This is a genomic window from Metasolibacillus sp. FSL K6-0083 (assembly GCF_038630865.1).
GTDB lineage: Bacteria > Bacillota > Bacilli > Bacillales_A > Planococcaceae > Metasolibacillus > Metasolibacillus fluoroglycofenilyticus.
This window is the reverse complement of record NZ_CP152046.1, coordinates 2,180,213-2,197,225: the sequence shown is the minus strand read 5'-3', so window position 1 is coordinate 2,197,225 and position 17,013 is coordinate 2,180,213. Positions and strand designations below refer to the sequence as shown.

Annotated in this window: 19 protein-coding genes and 1 other RNA gene; 11 read left to right on the top strand and 9 right to left on the bottom strand. The window is 36.0% G+C overall.

What is annotated here, in order from left to right; genetic code table 11:
- Positions 1-155 precede the first annotated feature (155 nt).
- From speG to MHB51_RS10210, 4 genes are all read right to left on the bottom strand, one after another.
- Entirely contained in the window at positions 156-683 is a 528-nt protein-coding gene (gene speG / locus MHB51_RS10225; RefSeq protein ID WP_107941910.1) for a spermidine N1-acetyltransferase, read from the bottom strand.
- A gap of 679 nt (positions 684-1,362) precedes the next feature.
- Positions 1,363-1,552: non-coding RNA, 6S RNA (gene ssrS / locus MHB51_RS10220), on the bottom strand.
- Between the two features lie 205 nt (positions 1,553-1,757).
- Positions 1,758-3,233 carry a methyl-accepting chemotaxis protein gene (locus tag MHB51_RS10215; RefSeq protein WP_342558089.1) on the bottom strand — a complete coding sequence of 492 codons (1,476 nt, stop codon included), beginning with the start codon at positions 3,231-3,233 and terminating at the stop codon, positions 1,758-1,760.
- Positions 3,234-3,359: 126 nt separating this feature from the next.
- A complete protein-coding gene (locus tag MHB51_RS10210) occupies positions 3,360-3,998 on the bottom strand; it encodes a YfbR-like 5'-deoxynucleotidase (RefSeq protein ID WP_201261879.1) in 639 nt (212 codons plus the stop codon).
- 189 nt (positions 3,999-4,187) lie between these two features.
- On the opposite strand from MHB51_RS10210, the gene MHB51_RS10205 reads away from it, so the two are divergent.
- From MHB51_RS10205 to MHB51_RS10165, 9 genes are all read left to right on the top strand, one after another.
- Positions 4,188-4,625 (top strand): hypothetical protein, encoded by a 438-nt coding sequence (locus MHB51_RS10205; protein ID WP_107941915.1) that lies wholly within the window; start codon positions 4,188-4,190, stop codon positions 4,623-4,625.
- Positions 4,626-4,954: 329 nt separating this feature from the next.
- Positions 4,955-5,749: a basic amino acid ABC transporter substrate-binding protein gene (locus MHB51_RS10200; RefSeq protein ID WP_066167773.1), complete on the top strand. Its 795-nt coding sequence runs from the start codon at positions 4,955-4,957 to the stop codon at positions 5,747-5,749.
- Positions 5,750-5,997: 248 nt separating this feature from the next.
- Entirely contained in the window at positions 5,998-6,702 is a 705-nt protein-coding gene (locus MHB51_RS10195; protein WP_066167776.1) for an amino acid ABC transporter permease, read from the top strand.
- Complete coding sequence (locus MHB51_RS10190; protein ID WP_066167779.1) at positions 6,699-7,421, top strand: amino acid ABC transporter ATP-binding protein; 723 nt, start codon at positions 6,699-6,701, stop codon at positions 7,419-7,421. Before MHB51_RS10195 ends, MHB51_RS10190 begins: the two co-directional genes overlap by 4 nt.
- A 178-nt stretch (positions 7,422-7,599) precedes the next feature.
- On the top strand, positions 7,600-8,592 hold the full coding sequence (locus tag MHB51_RS10185; RefSeq protein ID WP_342471394.1) for an iron-siderophore ABC transporter substrate-binding protein: 993 nt from the start codon (positions 7,600-7,602) through the stop codon (positions 8,590-8,592).
- 150 nt (positions 8,593-8,742) lie between these two features.
- Complete coding sequence (locus MHB51_RS10180; protein ID WP_342471393.1) at positions 8,743-9,747, top strand: iron ABC transporter permease; 1,005 nt, start codon at positions 8,743-8,745, stop codon at positions 9,745-9,747.
- Positions 9,744-10,778 carry an iron ABC transporter permease gene (locus tag MHB51_RS10175; RefSeq protein ID WP_342471392.1) on the top strand — a complete coding sequence of 345 codons (1,035 nt, stop codon included), beginning with the start codon at positions 9,744-9,746 and terminating at the stop codon, positions 10,776-10,778. The genes MHB51_RS10180 and MHB51_RS10175 overlap by 4 nt, the downstream gene beginning before the upstream one ends.
- 10 nt (positions 10,779-10,788) lie before the next feature.
- Positions 10,789-11,583 carry an ABC transporter ATP-binding protein gene (locus MHB51_RS10170; RefSeq protein WP_342471391.1) on the top strand — a complete coding sequence of 265 codons (795 nt, stop codon included), beginning with the start codon at positions 10,789-10,791 and terminating at the stop codon, positions 11,581-11,583.
- Positions 11,580-12,209 (top strand): hypothetical protein, encoded by a 630-nt coding sequence (locus MHB51_RS10165; protein ID WP_342558088.1) that lies wholly within the window; start codon positions 11,580-11,582, stop codon positions 12,207-12,209. Before MHB51_RS10170 ends, MHB51_RS10165 begins: the two co-directional genes overlap by 4 nt.
- Before the next feature lie 135 nt (positions 12,210-12,344).
- Here the strand turns inward: MHB51_RS10165 and MHB51_RS10160 are convergent, their stop codons facing one another.
- From MHB51_RS10160 to MHB51_RS10145, 4 genes are all read right to left on the bottom strand, one after another.
- Positions 12,345-12,893, bottom strand: coding sequence for a hypothetical protein (locus MHB51_RS10160; RefSeq protein WP_342471389.1), 549 nt, complete (start codon positions 12,891-12,893; stop codon positions 12,345-12,347).
- A gap of 492 nt (positions 12,894-13,385) precedes the next feature.
- Complete coding sequence (locus MHB51_RS10155) at positions 13,386-13,934, bottom strand: hypothetical protein (protein WP_342471388.1); 549 nt, start codon at positions 13,932-13,934, stop codon at positions 13,386-13,388.
- Positions 13,935-14,438: 504 nt separating this feature from the next.
- A complete protein-coding gene (locus MHB51_RS10150) occupies positions 14,439-14,834 on the bottom strand; it encodes a hypothetical protein (protein ID WP_342558087.1) in 396 nt (131 codons plus the stop codon).
- Positions 14,835-14,925: 91 nt separating this feature from the next.
- Positions 14,926-15,426 carry a hypothetical protein gene (locus tag MHB51_RS10145; RefSeq protein ID WP_342558086.1) on the bottom strand — a complete coding sequence of 167 codons (501 nt, stop codon included), beginning with the start codon at positions 15,424-15,426 and terminating at the stop codon, positions 14,926-14,928.
- 347 nt (positions 15,427-15,773) lie between these two features.
- On the opposite strand from MHB51_RS10145, the gene MHB51_RS10140 reads away from it, so the two are divergent.
- A complete protein-coding gene (locus MHB51_RS10140; protein ID WP_342558085.1) occupies positions 15,774-16,013 on the top strand; it encodes an accessory gene regulator B family protein in 240 nt (79 codons plus the stop codon).
- The gene (locus MHB51_RS10135; RefSeq protein ID WP_342558084.1) at positions 16,003-16,692 is read left to right on the top strand and encodes a LytTR family DNA-binding domain-containing protein; all 690 of its coding nucleotides are present in this window, start codon (positions 16,003-16,005) and stop codon (positions 16,690-16,692) included. The genes MHB51_RS10140 and MHB51_RS10135 overlap by 11 nt, the downstream gene beginning before the upstream one ends.
- Positions 16,693-16,765: 73 nt before the next feature.
- Here MHB51_RS10135 and MHB51_RS10130 read toward each other — a convergent pair whose 3' ends face one another.
- On the bottom strand, positions 16,766-16,942 hold the full coding sequence (locus MHB51_RS10130) for a putative motility protein (RefSeq protein WP_066167792.1): 177 nt from the start codon (positions 16,940-16,942) through the stop codon (positions 16,766-16,768).
- Between the last annotated feature and the right edge of the window lie 71 nt (positions 16,943-17,013).

The window sequence follows — 17,013 nt, the reverse complement described above, 5'->3', positions numbered from 1 at the left end:
CTCACAATGTCTGAATAATAAATAAATTTATTATACCGATAAAATTTATATTAATAAATAGCGATAGGATTTTTAAATTTTACTTAATAAAAAAATCCATGATTCCATCATTTCAGAGGAATCACAGATATTGAAAGGTGTTTTTCAGTCATTGATTATAAATATTTTTTGCTATTACGATGGAAGTCACGTTGAAAAATATACATGCGGTACGCATCGTGATAAGAGCCAGCAGTAAAAAACTCCTCCTTCAGCTCGCCTTCAATTTCAAAGCCCGCCTTTTGGTAAATATGAATGGCCTTTTCGTTTTGTTTGTCGACGATTAAATAGAGCTTATGCAAATTAAGGATGTTGAAAGCATAGCGCATCGCTAATACAGTAACTGAATATGCATAACCCTTGCCTTGGCAATTAGGGTCAATAATAATTTGAAATTCTGCATTGCGGTGAATTAAGTCAATTTCGACCAGTTCAACTAAGCCAAGTATTTCTTCATCCTTTTGGATAATGAAGCGTCTTTCACTTTGCTTATGAATATGCTTCTCGAATAAATCCTGTAACTCTACAAATGACTCATAAGGCTCCTCAAACCAATACGACATAATTCTAGAGTCGTTATTAAGCTTGTGCACATATTTTAAATCCTCTCGTTCTAATGGTCTTAATTTAATACGATTGTCCATCAAATAATACGCCTCCGAAAACAAATAATTATTTAGCATGTCTGCAATAATGAAGATTCTTTTCAAGCGTGTTGATTAGCCTTTATTTTACAAAGAAAGCCTAGGGATTCTTTGATTTCAGCTACTGAGGATGCTTTCCTCGGGGGCGGCTTCAGCTAATTTATTTCGGCGAATGCCGAAATAAATAGATTTTCAGCTCGAGGTTAACACGAGGTTGGTCACGGAGGCGTTGCCACAGGATGTGGTGACCTTAGCCTCCCTACCTTTAATCACGATGGAATCGCCCCCTGCGCTCCAATCAACGAATGCATGCTTAATAAATGGCGGTTCCTCTAAATAATACTCGCTAATTAATAGACAATATTTATATAATCAACACGCTTAGATTCTTTTTTAACTAGTTTATCATGATTAAGCAGGAAGTTCCTAGTTTCCAGTAGCGAATATAAATCGGGAAAAACCCCAGAGAAATCAGACTTTTGAGAGCTACTTACTGATAGAACCTAAAATCGCTTTGATTTCATTTTTCACGTCAAAAAAGACCACTCGTTATTGAGTAGTCTTGTGGTAACACATTATTTATTGGAAATTTTTATCCCAATACCTCTTGGAGCAGTTTAAATCGTTATTTTTCAAAACTTCTATGTACTTCAAAACGCTGATGTATCAACGTTTTGAAAGAAAAGCCACATTGCCGTAAATATATAGAAAGTTTTAAACCACACTTCTCAAAGTGGGTGTCCGCATGAGCATTCCTGTTTATCCTTAGGTCAAAGGAGCTAAGGCTCGCCATTCCAGCTCGGATATAAAACTCCCTGTTACTGTATAAAGGTTAAAACTTAATATTAATACGTACAACGTAGCTTGATTCTTATTGTAGTGCAACTATTAAATGAGTGCAAGTAAGTGTGTTTACACAAATTTGTCAAATGATAACGTATGGAAATTAATACAAATGTTCTGAATGATACTTTAACAGCTCAGCAATTTTATTCGTCAAAAAACCATCAAATGGGAATTCTTGATTGCTAATCACTTTTAAGAGCTCCTTAGTAGTGCTTAAAGCTTTTTCTTTTATTTCTGCATCGTAACAAGCGATTTCAATGCACTATTTAAGGCTTGTACACGATTTGTAATATCGCTCATCGTTTGCAGCATTTGATTTTCGTCCTCGACAGCTTGGACAATCGCGCTCGTTGAGATAGCATTTTGGGTAGTCATTTCATTGAGCTTTTCCACCTGCTGCTGAATGGTATTAAATTGCGCGACGGCACTTGTTAATTCCCCCATACCGCGCGTTAAATCTTCGTTGCTTTGTGAGAAGGAGTCTTTTAAACGATTTAAAAACTCGCCAACTTCCTTTAGGGATTGTTCTCCATGTTGTAAAGCCTGTTCTCCTTCCCGTGAGCGCTGCTGTGCCTCAGTTGATTTAGCGAAAAGACTTTCTGTTACTTGTGTAATATTAATCGTAATCGAAGCACTTTCTTCCGCCAGCTTGCGTACTTCATCTGCGACAATGGCAAAGCCTTTTCCATGTTCACCAGCACGTGCAGCCTCGATTGCTGCGTTAAGTGCGAGTAGATTTGTTTGTTCGGCGATATGCTGAATTCCTAATAAGAGCTGATTAACTATTTGTAAGCTACTTTGAAGCTCATTAACCGTATCAGCAGTAGCATGCATGGCACTGCTCATGATGGATATTTGCCCCATTGAATCTTGCATTTTCCCCCAGCCTATAACGACCTCTTGTTGTATATTTGTTGATTGGGCAACAGTATCTTTAGAGATTTCCAGCGTATCCCCTACAAAATGCATAGAATCGTTCATTGCACTACGAATAAATTGTAAGCTTGCGGCCTCCTGTTGCGTGCTTGCTGAAATGGATTCAGAAGCAGAAAGTATGTACTGGCTGCTATGTGCAATTTGCTCCATTGTTTGCTGAAACTGTGTTACATGCTCATCAAGAACTTGTGTGCTTGACTCAATTTCCTGAAATGTACTTTGGAGCTGTTGGAAGGAATGTTGCACTTCCTGTTGTTGCTGCTTCGCATGATTTATTAATGCATTGCCCCATCTAGTAATTAAGTAAAAAGCGATAATGACCCCATTCAAAATTGAAAATAATGTTATAAAAATGATAAATGAATTAAATGACCCTAATAAATTTTCAGGCTTTAAAATATAAATGACGATAATAGCAATGTTAACAATTATACCAAAAACGACAATTAGACTGCTTTTAAAATAAAGTGCAATAATTGCGACTGTACATATTAAAATATAATGTTTATTTAGTGAAAATTGGTCAACTAAAAATAATGTAAAGACAATTGCAGTAGGGATCATACCGAAAATAAAGCCTTTAACATAGGGCTTTATTGGTAAAAAATAATTAATAGCTGCCAATGCAATAACGATTAGGCCGACTACTAAAAACAAAATCCCTCTTGAAATAATTAGAGGTCCACAAATAAGGATGGCTAAAGCTGTAATAATGGCTAAATTTACACGATGTACTTTTTGTGTATCATATTGAATTTTAAGCTCCATAAAACCCCTCCAAAATGAATGATGATTCATTCGATTATACTAAAAGAATCAGCCTATGTCATTACATCAAATATAGAATATATACAAAATAAAAAGTCTTCCTCATGATTTTAGGAAAACTTTAGTTTAAAGCTTATTTAAAATTTCATGTGTGAGCGTAGCGACATCAATATGCGTATCCTCCTGCATTGCATCCTTTAAAATTTCTGTGCGGAAATATTGCACTGTTGCATTTAATGGAATTAAAAGTAGCTTCGCTAATGCATTTTGATACATATGGACAAACTCGGTATCTGTATTACCACGCTTTAATTCAGCAAAGGCCTCATAAAACTGATCAAGCTTATCTGCAAATTCCAATAATCGACCTTCGATTGTTGCATCCTTTCCTTCCTTCATGCGTTCGAAAAAGACATCTTGGAAATCGGGGGGGATTTCTTCCCGAATAAATTTCTCCATCATTTTTTCTTCAACATGTGCAAGCATTTCTTTTAGTTCGGGAGAGGCGTGTTTAACGGGTGTTTTAATATCACCGATGAATACTTCTGCAAAGTCATGATTAATTGTTTTTTCATATAAAGCTTTCCAATCGATTACATTGCCAGCGCGTTCCTCTAAAGTAGCGAAAAACATTGCATACTGTGATACCTTCCAAGAGTGTGCAGCTACATTGTGTTCCTCGAACTTAAAGCGTCCAGGGCAGCGGATAATGCGCTCCAAATCATTTAAGCTTGTGAAAAAACGATGAATACCTATAACAATCACTCCGTTTCTAGTTAATGTTGAGAAGGCTTGTCATAAGGGAGGAATGAACAAGCATTCTCACTTACAGCATACTTTAATTTATACCCAAAAAGCATGTTTTATAAAACATTTAACATATTATTAACAACAACTTTACAGCGCAACGATGCTATACTGAAAGCAGAAACCAACTTAAAGAGGTGTTGAAGTTTGTTACTTTTTAATATTCTATTATATGTACATATAGCAAGTGCAGTTGTATCAATAGGTCCATTGTTTGCATTATTCTCCATTTTAAAACGTATGGAAACGGCAGAAGAAGCGATGTTAATCGGTTATGTACAGTCATTCCAAGCGGGTATAACAGCAGTTAAGCATGGCGGGCATGTGCTTGTATTGTCGGGAGCTCTTTTAATGTGGCGAGGTGGCTGGCCTTGGCATACATCATGGCTTATCATGACATTCGTTTTGCTTATCGGCTCTACCTATTTTTTAGCATCTGCGTTCAAGCCGACGATGAAAACATTCGGCACAGTGCAATTCGAGCGCACAAAATTTATTACTAAATTAAGACGCTCAACATGGTTATATGTTGTATTAATGTTGATTATGCTTTGGTTTATGGTAGCAAAGCCTAGTTTGTGGTAAAAAGAGTAAATTTTCTATATTAATAGTTTTTTCTGAAAACGATTGCTTTTCTCCTAGTAGTATTACTATAATAAACACAAGTTTTACTTTTCTGAATTATTTTATTTCGGTTTAGCGAGTTTTTTTGTGACATGCAACCGTAGCGACAGATACAAAAATGCCCATCTTTATAGATGGCAAAATGCATGCTTCAGAGGCATTCATTTTGCGGGTGTTACAGATTTTGAAGATGATTTTTTCAAGTAAGCTTGAGGAAATCTAGACGAGAGTTAGCCGGAGTGGAGATAAGGATGATAAAGGGACTTATTTAGTTTAGGGGGAGATTGTTTATGAAACAAAGATTTTCAATACTATTAATGGTTGTTGCAGTAATGCTTGCATTAGCAGCCTGTGGAACAAAGGATGACACGAAGTCTGGTAGTGACTCAGGCTCAAGTGATGATAATAAGGTATATGTAGTGGGTACAGAGGCTACATTTGCACCATTCGAATCAATTGATACAAACGGCAACATTGTCGGTATTGATGTAGATGTATTACAGGCAATTGCTGATGAAGTAGGCATTCAAGTAGAATGGAAAAACATTGGCTGGGATGCTGTTTTCTCAACGATTAATAATAAAGAAACAGACATTGGTGCATCAGGCATTACAATTACAGGGGACCGCCAAAAAACTTTTGATTTCACAGAGCCATACTATGAGTCAAAGCTATTAATCGCAGTACGTGAAGATTCAACAATTAGCTCATTAGAAGAGTTAAAAGATAAGAAAATTGCTGTACAAATTAATGCGACAGGACATGTTGCTGCTAAAAAGCTTCAAGGTGAAACAAGCAAAAACATTTTGGCATTTGAAAGCCAACCATTTGCCATTCAAGAAATGCTAAATGGCAATGCGGATGCAGCAATTGGTGATAATGCGGTTGTCTATGAGTATATTAAAGCAAACCCAGATAAAAAGTTAAAAGTTGTTGAAGACGATGCTTTTGAAAAAGAATATTACGGCTTTATGGTTCGTAAAGGAAATACAGAGTTATTAGATAAGCTAAATGAAGGCTTACAAAAAATTAAAGATAATGGAAAACTAAAAGAAATTACAGGTTCAGAATTTTGGAACGAGTAGTGTGAGATGAGGCTATTGGAAAAGGAGCTGTCTGAAAAGCTATTTTAAGACAGCTCCTTTGTCAAGGTAATGAAGCTTTTAATAACTGTTTCAGGTAGCTTTATATCATGTTAAAAAAGTATAAGGGGTTTCTATAATTTTACTTACAAAAGTTCTTGTATAAAAAAGGGTTATAAGTCATTTTGAGAGTAGAGTTATATAGTTAATACTTTTGTAAATGTAATTTCTATTAGGAAGTAGGTAGGGGTATGGATTTATTAAACTTACAATGGGATGTTATTTGGAATTACCGCGATATGTTTATTCGCGGGGTCGGCATAACTCTTCTTTTAACTTTAGCAGGCTATTGTGGCGGGATTATTTTCGGATTGCTATTAGGACTTGGACAAGTATCGACGAAAAAATGGTTATATTGGCCATGTAAAATTTATGTTGATTTAGTGCGTGGTACGCCAATGCTTGTGCAAATTTTAATTATCCACTTAGCGTTATTTCCTACGCTTTTTGGACAGTCATTAGGATATATGGTATCTGGTATTACAGCACTTGTTTTAAACTGTGCTGCCTACAATGCGGAAATTTTCCGTGCAGGAATCCAAAGTATTGCCAAAGGGCAAATGGAGGCAGCTCGTTCGCTTGGCTTAACACAGGGGCAGGCGATGCGTAAGGTGATTTTACCTCAGGCATTTAGACGCATGATTCCACCATTAGGAAATGAGTTTATCGCGTTGTTAAAAGATTCTTCTTTAGTAACGGTTATTGCTGCGCCAGATATTTTGTATGCGAGCAAAGTAATCGCTGGGGCTACATTTAGACCATGGGAGCCATATCTTTTTGCAGCATTTTTATACTTAGTACTCACATATACTGCAACAAAAGGAATTGCATTTATCGAGAAGCGCTACAGCAATAGCTATATTCCTCGGAAAGCAAAGGGGAGGTTAGCACGATGATTAAAATTGAGAACTTGCATAAATCCTTCGGTGAGCTTGAAGTATTAAAAGGGATTGACTATGAAGTACAAGAGAAACAAGTAGTTTGTGTAATCGGCCCATCAGGCTCAGGTAAAAGTACGTTTTTGCGCTGTATTAATTTACTTGAAGAAATAACAGACGGGGCAGTCTATATTGAAGGCGTCAAAGTCAATGACCCAAAAACGAATATTAATGAAATACGCGCGGAAGTAGGGATGGTATTCCAGCAATTCAATCTATTCCCGCATATGAATATACTCGAAAATGTCATTATGGCACCGATGCAAATCCGCAATCTGAGCCGTGCAGATGCAGAAAAACTAGCTCATGAGCTATTGAAGAAAGTAGGGCTAGACAGCAAAGCCTATAACTATCCAGAGCAGCTTTCTGGCGGTCAGCAGCAGCGTGTGGCGATTGCGCGCGCGCTTGCGATGAAGCCAAAGGCGATGCTATTTGACGAGCCAACCTCTGCCCTTGACCCAGAAATGGTAAAGGAAGTGTTGGATGTAATGAAAAATCTAGCAGCAGAAGGAATGACAATGGTTGTCGTAACACATGAAATGGGCTTTGCACGCGAAGTAGGCGACCGTGTTGTCTTTATGGATGGTGGCTTTATCGTTGAGGAAGGCACACCAGACGAGCTTTTTGGTAATCCTAAAAGCGACAGAACGAAGGCGTTTTTGGGAAAAGTATTATAAAAGTAAGACCGTCTAGAAGTTGAAAATTTTCTAGACGGTTTTTTCATGTCTGTTTTTAATCTTTTAAAAGGAATAGATAAAAAGTTTTAGTAATATTAATATTTCTCATTGAAAATGATAATCAATTAGATTATTATTTAATAGTAATGAGTTTCAATATCATTTAGGAGATGAAGAAATGAAAAAAAATCTAGGCTTTTTATTAATAACTATAATTGCTACATTGCTAGTTTTAGCGGCATGTGGCAATACAGAAAATAAGGAAGAGGCTGCGTCTACGGAGAAGGAAGAAGGTACATCTGCAGAGAAGGAAACAGCCGAAGAGTCTGTGCGTGTAATTGAGCATGTACTAGGTACAACAGAAATTAAAGGTAAGCCGCAAAAAATTATTACGCTATACCAAGGTGCAACGGATACACTTACACAATTTGGTGTGAAGCCCGTTGGTGCTGTTGAATCGTGGGCAGAGCCGCCGATATATGAGTACATTAAAGCGGAGGTTGGAGATGTAAAGATTGTTGGTCAAGAAACACAGCCAAATCTAGAGGAAATTGCTGCTTTACAACCGGATTTAATTATTGCTACACAAGTACGTCATGAGGAAATTTATGAGCAACTTTCTCAAATAGCACCAACTATTGTGAATACGACTTTATACGATATTCGTGAAACAACAGAGCTTATTGGGAAAGCTTTAAATGAAGAGGAAAAGGCAAAAGAATTAATGACAGCTTGGGATGCACGTATTGCTGATTTCAAAGAAAAAATCACAGCAAAAGGGAATTTCCCGCTTAGCGTAGCAGTAACAAACTATCGCGCTGATCATGCTCGTATTTATGTACAAGGCTTTGCCGGCTCGATTTTAACACAGCTTGGTTTTACTGAGCCGAAAAATTTAGTTGGACAAAACCTAGAAATTGTAAAGCTTACAGATAAGGAGTCCATCTCAAGTATGGATGCAGATGTTATTTTCCAATTCATGGAGGATGATGCAGCTGTAAAGAGTACACATGAGGAATGGACAAAGCATCCTCTTTATGCAAACTTAGATGCAGTAAAAAATAATCAAGTGTTTACAGTAAATGAAATCATCTGGAACCTTGCGGGTGGTTTAAAGGCAGCTAATTTAATGTTAGATGAATTATATACACATTTTGATCTTGAAAAATAATAGAGAAGGAGCCGTCTAAAAAGTAATTTTGCGACGAGGATAGTGGCAATTTATTTTTTAGCAAATATTTAATGTAGAAGTAGGCGTCGCCTGAAAAGGTATTACTTTTGCAGGCAGCGCCATTTTTTCATTATTTGAAGAGGGTATGCTATGTTATATTCCACACAACTTAAAACCGTTGGCTTACTGATATTAATTGGATTAGTAGGAATTCTTTATTATTGTAGTCTTGCTATGGGGCAAACCTCCATATCGTTTTCACTTGCATTAGAGGTTATCACAAATTATGATCCGAATAATGAAGCGCATTTAATTATTGCGACAAGTAGACTTGCCCGTGCAACAATCGCATTAACAGTAGGAGCTTCATTAGCGATTGCAGGTATTTTAATTCAATCCTTAACGCGCAATCCATTAGCAGCCCCAGACTTATTAGGTATTAATGCAGGCGCTATTTTCTTTATTGTGTTTGCATTAACTTGGTTAAATATGCAATCACTCACACAATATATGTGGTTTGGATTTTTAGGTGCAGCAGTGGCAGCAGTTGGGGTGTTCCTTTTAAGTAATATTGGGCATGAAGGCGTTACACCGATGAAAGTAATATTGGCTGGTACTGCATTATCTGCTTTTTTTATTTCATTTACACAAGGGATGCTTGTTCTTGATGAACAATCCATTCAAACTGTGTTATTTTGGTTATCAGGTTCAATAGCCGGTAGAGATTTGAGCATGCTGTTTGATGTACTACCATTGCTGATTCCTGCAATTATTGTTAGTGGCTTTATGGGCAAGGCACTGAATATTTTTAGCTCAGGTGATGATGTGGCGAAAAGTCTTGGGCAAAATGTTGCGATTTTAAAGCTATTAATAGGTATTTTAATCATTGTATTAGCAGGTGGTTCGATAGCGATTGTCGGTTCAATCGGCTTTATTGGTTTAATTGTCCCGCATATTGCGAAAGGTTTAGTCGGCAATGATTATCGCTGGGTGATACCATATGGAGCCTGCGTCGGAGCTGGATTATTAATTGCTGCAGATGTTTTAGCTCGATTTTTAATTAGCCCTATGGAAGTGCCTATTGGTGTCATGACAGCATTTATTGGCGGACCATTTTTCATTTACTTAGCTAAAAAAGGGGTGTCGAAACAATGAAGTATTGGAATTTGCGTTTGTTTCAAAATAAGATATCCTTTCAACTGTCTAAAAAATGGCTTGTTACATTTATTATTGGTTTGTTGCTATTATTTATTATTTTTATGCTAAGCCTTTCAGCGGGAAGCAATTGGATTTCTCCAATGAATGTGCTAAGTCAACTTTTTAATCAAACAGATGAATTCAAATTTGTCATTGAATCATTGCGATTGCCTCGCGTACTGCTAGCTATTTTAGTAGGAAGTGCACTTGGTGTATCAGGGCTCATATTGCAAAGTATTGTTCGTAACCCACTAGCTTCACCTGATATTATTGGGATAACTAGTGGAGCTTCATTCGGTGCAGTGTTATTTTTGACGTTAGCGACTGGTGTTATTAGCATTTCCTTTTTGCCGTTAGCTGCGATTGGCGGTGGACTTGTAACAGCTATTATTATTTATTTGTTATCATGGAATAAAGGTGTCACACCTATTCGTCTAGTACTAATCGGTATCGGTATTTCAGCCATTTTAAAGTCAGGTATTACGTTTTTGCTCGTTTACAGTAATACATATATTGCATCAAAGGCGTATATTTGGTTAACAGGTAGCCTATATGCTAAGACATGGGGGGACGTGCAATCGCTTATTCTTTGGCTCTTAATCCCAATTCCAGTAATCTTCCTACTTGGGCGCAGTATGAATGTTACGGAGTTAGGTGACGATGTAGCAATTAGTACAGGTATCCGTCTGCAAAGCCAACGTTTTTTATTTTTAGCATGTGCTGTATTTCTAGCAGGTAGTGCGGCAGCTTTTGTTGGGGGAATAGAATTTGTAGGGCTTATGGCTCCACATATTGCCCGTCGATTAGTAGGTCGTTCATTCCTCGGTCTAATATCGATTACAGCAATTATTGGTGCATTGCTTGTACTCATAGCAGATTTGATTGCTCGAACAGTGTTTTTGCCACTCGATATTCCTGCTGGTGTTTTTACCGCTGCAATTGGCGCACCGTTTTTCATCTTTTTGTTATTCAGAAAGCACAATCGATAGGAGGTTTACAATGCAAGGACTTCAGACGAAAGGTCTTACATTACAGTATGGCAATCAAACAATTATTGATAGCTTAGATTTTGATATACCACTTGGAAAAATTACGGTGTTAGTTGGGGCAAACGGAAGTGGTAAATCGACACTGTTACGCTCATTAGCAAGATTGTTAAATCCAGCTTCGGGAGAAATTTTACTTGATGCACAAAAGCTTCATTCAATGTCGACAAAGCAAATTGCGAAACAGCTTGCCATTTTACCTCAAGGTCCAGTTGCCCCTGAAGGTATTACAGTGCAGCAGCTAGTTAAACAGGGGCGTTATCCACATCAAAGCTGGTTTCAGCAATGGTCAAAGAAGGATGAAACGTTAGTGGAGCAGGCATTAGTGGCTACACAATTATTAGCTCTAAAGGACAGACCCGTAGATGCTTTGTCAGGTGGACAAAGACAGCGTGCGTGGATTGCGATGACTTTAGCGCAGGAAACACCCATTATATTATTAGATGAGCCAACAACTTATTTAGATATGACGCACCAAATCGAGCTGTTAGACTTTTTATTTGAGCTAAATCGTGAATCAAAGCGAACAGTTGTCATGGTATTGCATGATTTAAACTTAGCATGCCGCTATGCAGACCATTTAGTTGCTATCCATAATAAAAAAGTGGCAATCGAAGGTGCCCCAGAGGAAATTGTGACCTCGCAAATGGTGGAGGAAATATTTCAATTGAAATCCATCATACAAAAAGATCCTTATTTCGGTACACCTTTATGTATTCCAAATGGAAAAGGTCGGCATATTAAATGAATTTACAGGCTTATGGAGTTGCCTTCGTGGAACAAGCACAGGGCTTACCAATAAAGGAGCTAGAAAATCAGGCGGTGCTTGAGCAAATTGTGAAGCAGTATGCAGACTATTTACAAACTGATTCCATGGCAATTTCAGCGTCCTTATTTATTAAACGCTATGCGGTACTGACTGCAGCTGCCTGTGTAGATTATTACGAGCTACAGCAGGGGAAAAGCAATTGGTTAGATGCGGCATATTTTGATACAGCTACCTTTACATTGCAAATAAGTGAGGGAGAGAAGCTATCACAAATGAACTGCTGGAAAAAATATTTGCTACAGGAGCATCTAGCAAATATTGTAGATATTTTAGCTATGGACTATAAAATTAACCGTCGTATATTGTGGGAAAATATTGCGGTGCGAATAAATGCGGCACTTGAAAAAAAGAGTGTCTCTTATGAGCAAGAGCGCCTAGAGGAAATTGCTGAAGAGCTTTCACGCCCGATTGCTGGTTTAACAAATCCAATTCGAGAATATATTCATATAAATAAAGCTGTTCGCAAAACATGCTGTCGCTACTATCAGCTGGAGAAAAAAGAAGAGGGCATGCCTTACTGTTTAGTGTGCCCATTGAAAAAATAGAGAATGTGTTAAAGGCCATAGTTGGCTTTTAGCACATTTTTTGATGAATCTCCCTTATTCTAAAAATGATAGTTTACTTAATATTCTTTTCTCCACAAGCTGTTGAACGATAAAGTAAACCGGCTCTATCTATTTTTAATATAGTTTCTTAGCTAATAATGAATCAATACGCTCTTTTTTCGACAGTTTATGGTCTTCTGTAAAACAGAACAGATAGTCGGTTTGATGATAAGCAATCCATGCATCGTAGAGCGCCTTTAAAAATTCCTTACGAGGTAGAATAAAGATTTTGTAGTCTTTGTGAGATATTCCTCTCTCGGGGAATATCTCAAGTATAATCTGACTAGAATCCGTATCATGTGGACGAACCGCAATGACAAGTTCATCCCCTCCCTCAGGTTGTGTTACACTCGCAAAATTTTGTTTATGCATTTCTTTTAAAATTTCCCCATAATAATGCCAAGTAATAAAAATTTGGGAAAACATCTCTTGTCCGATAAGTTCCTGTCCATTGTAATGAATTTGAACAAAGCCAAACAGAATCGCCTGTCGTTCAACTAATACATCCCAAATAAAATCATGATTTTTAGGGTCATCAAATAGGCAATAATGCCGGTCAATTTCCTTAATAGGTACAGGATCGCTATGCCATTGATCGGACACCCATGTTTGGATAGTAAACAAGGAAATCACTCCTTCCTTTTAAAAAGGTGATACAAGGTTAATAAATGAATAATATTATTAGACTAACTATACCAAAGATAAGGTTGTTTATAAAAAATAGATACTCTTTGGATGCTTTATTAATTTTAATCGAAAAAAGTAAATTTACAATGGAACTAACAATTAAAAAGAAAAATAGCGTTTCTGCAAATACCTCGAAATAGATATATTGAATGATTAAAGCTATCATAAAAAGGAGTGTTAAAATTCGATTGGTTCTAATGACTTTTAAATTCCCTTTATCAATTAATTGGAAATTAATAAATCTTCTTAATAAAAAGAAGTAAATAATTAAGTTGCTTAATACTAAAATTAAAATTATAGTTGGTAATCCCATGATTTCCCCCTTTTAGTAAAGATAATGTATTTGATAATTACAGCATTTTTAGTAAAATGCCAATCTTCGAATAGATTAACTAAAATCCAACTACTCAGAAAGCAGTTAGATTTTGGCTAATATAGGCGTTGATTCAGTAAAGAGTGAATATGTCTTTTTGCTGCCTGTTTATGCTCATCTACAACATAGAATTGAAGGTCAGTTTGATGATAAGCAATCAATGCATCGTAAAGTGCCTTTAAAAATTCTTTACGAGGTAAAATAAAGTTTTTGTAGTATTTGTGTGATATCTCTCTTTCAGGAAATACTTCAAGTATAATTTGATTGGAGTCTGTATTATGTGGACGAACCGTAATAACAGGCTCATCTCCTCCCTCGGGTTGCGTAGCGCTCGCAAAATTTTGTTTATGCATTTGCTTTAGAATTTCTTCATAGTAATGCCAAGTAATAAGAATTTGCGAAAACATCTCTTGTCCGATAAGTTCCTGTCCATTGTAATGAATTTGCACAAAGCCAAATAGAATCGCCTGTCGTTCAACTAATACATCCCAAATAAAATCATGATTTTTAGGGTCATCAAATAGGCAATAATGCCGGTCAATTTCCTTAATAGGTACAGGATCGCTATGCCATTGATCGGACACCCATGTTTGGATAGTAAACAAGGAAATCACTCCTCCATATTGAATTATTTTACAACGGGGGTACAGTGAAAGTAATATACCAGCCTAATATGCCGATTCCTTAAATGAACATTTATAGATGTTGAAACGCTGACTATTTTGTCTATTGATAATAAACAAATAGCGCATCATATAATGTCTTTAGAAATTCCTCACGAGATAGGGTGAAAATTTTAGCTCCATGATAGGTGGTATCTCTTTCAAGGGATATGCTGAATATAATTTGATTTAGACTGAAATCATGAGGATGAAGTGTAATAAAAGATTTATCTCCTCCATTTGGATGAGTAATATTCGCAAAGTTTTGTTTATATATTTGTTCTAAAAGTTCCTCAGGTAATAGTAATTTATTTTTTGTGTAAATGAAAAATCTCCTACTAAAAAAGAAGCCCCCTTCTTAGTAGAATGAAGTCATTACAGTCCATCCTAGAAAAGGACCTTCCCTATAAATTCAGTTTGCCTACAGATTTAATTATAGTAGATTACTTAGCTAGGAAGTCTTAAATCTCTTTTTAATTCTTGCCACTCCCGATGTACGCCTGAATTTTGTAATTGTAGTATGTGCTTTTCAATAGCTGGTAGATTCTTTTCCATTACAGGGTGAAGTTCAGTAGTTTTAGCCTTGCTGTACAAACAACCTGTGAAAAATATAAATTGATTTACTAAGAATGGGTTATCTAGCTTTAGTATTGTTTGAACCATTAGCTCAATAAAATCAAAAGCTTCATATGAGGTAAATGATTCAATTAAAGTTTCAAAAGCATGAGTAAAATAAAATTCATCTTCGTTTAACTTTCTTACCCAATCATTTAAAATCTCATCAATTATCTCGTTTTTCACTATGAAACCACTCTTTTCGTTTTTATTTAAACTTAAAATCATCAAACTTCTTAGTTTTCTTATTATATACAAAGTGAATGACGACAACTCGGCCTTCATTTGTCCTTAATTTCCTTTCCATTTTAATCCAACCTTATGAGTGATGCCAACGGTTATCATTTAATTTAAGAGGAAGTTCATCTGCTTCCAAAAGAGGGTTATCTAAAACATGGTTCATAAAAATCTCTTCGACTAAATCATTTGGAACTTGTCTACCAGTAGAACCTTTCCCAAGAGATTTTTTCGCCATTTTTTTACTAGTATCTTTTACGGCATCTTGAATTGCCTTTTTACCGAATTGCTTAATTATAAAGTTTAGCCCAGATCGTCCTAAGAGTCCAACAAGTACAGGAATAAGTGGGAGTGCATATGCTTCTACTTGTGTGGAATCAATGTAAATACTTTCGTAGTCATTTAGAGAGTCAATAATTTGAATCTTTTCTTCAGTGGTAAGTAAGTTATTTGTCTCTAATTGTTCAGATTTTATGTCTAAAAAATCATTTTTATTTTCTACTGCAAATGAAATACTTGGTCCAATTGTAGAAAAAATCATAGCAAAAACAATAGATAAAATTAATCCTTTTGTATATTTCATAACTATCTCCTCGAATTATTATCTTTATTTTACTTTATAGCTTAATAATGTTATGCCGGCAATTTATAATAATTTATTAATCCAATAAATTATTATGTCAGAATCATTAAACTGATTTTACTCTAGCACACTATTTTTAAAAGTAGGTGTACATTGTCAAAACCGCATGTATTTCTATTAAAAATGGTTTTTACCAATAATTTCAATACATTTACGATGATAATTATGACGTTTTTGATATGGCATAACATAATACCATTCAAAACTGTTAAAATTATTGTCGTAAACATAGCACACATAAAATGGATATTTGTAGTTTATAATAAAATTAGGGAGAATTTTGTTAAATGATAGAGGCGAAGATTACAAATATATTAATTAAACAACGAATATATACGAGACTAGAGCAGGAGAAAATACGATATGGTGTCCGTATAATTTTGAAAGAATTCTATAAGTTATTGCTACTGTACAGCGTAGCGTTTTTATTAGACTGTTTATTACCAACATTCATTATCCATATGATTTTTTATTTGACGCTAACATTTAATTTATACGGAACTGCAAAACTATGCAATGTTTCATAATCCAAGTGTGGAAATTGTATTGGAAACGGCAAATCCTGATGAGGTACTGGCTTATGTAACTACCCATCCAGTGGATTGCTACTTTTTAGATATTGATTTATCGCATGAACTAACTGGGATAGATGTTGCTTATGAAATTCGTAAAGACAATCCTTTGGCGAGCATCGTTTTTGTAACGACAGATGCGGAGCAGTGGCGGTTGGTTTTTAAGTATCAGCTAGAGGCACTTGATTATATTGTCAAAGACACGCAAGAGAAAATGGCTATGCAATTGCAAAAGGTCATTCGTGCAGCTTTTGAAAAATATCAGAAGCTAGGGCAGCAGGAGCAGGCGAATGTCTATCAATTAAAGGTAGACAAACGCATTATCAATATTCCATATGCTGATATTTATTTTTTTACAACGTCTAGTCAAGTACATAAAATCGAACTTTATGCCAAAAATCATTATTATGAATTTTATGGTTCGATGCAGGAATTAGAAAAGATAGATGAACGTTTTTATCGCTGTCATACGAGCTATATTATCAATTTACAGCATGTTGTGGAAATCAATGCAAAAGAACGCACGGTGACGATGGCTGATGAAAGTATATGCAAAGTGTCATTTCGGGCAATGCGCACTTTACGCAAAAAGTTAGAAACGTTGAAAAGTGAAAGTCGACAAACGTCCAATTAATAACACCCCTAAAAAAAGCGTAAGAAATCACCATTTTGCAATGGGTTTCTTACGCTTTTTAAAATTTTAGCCTTTACACCTGTGCGTCAAATAGTTGACCTTTATACGGATGTTCAGCAACAGGGGCGGGCATTTCTGCTAGCATTTCAACAACGCCAGCACCAGCATTCAAAGTTTTGTCTAAAATAGACATTTGCAATGTTTGCTGTAACTGTGCGAGTTGGCTTGACATAATTGAATTAATTTCCATTATAACCCCTCCTTTGTTTTTATATCGGACTGAACATTATATGTTTTAGTTTGAATAAAGAACCAGCTATT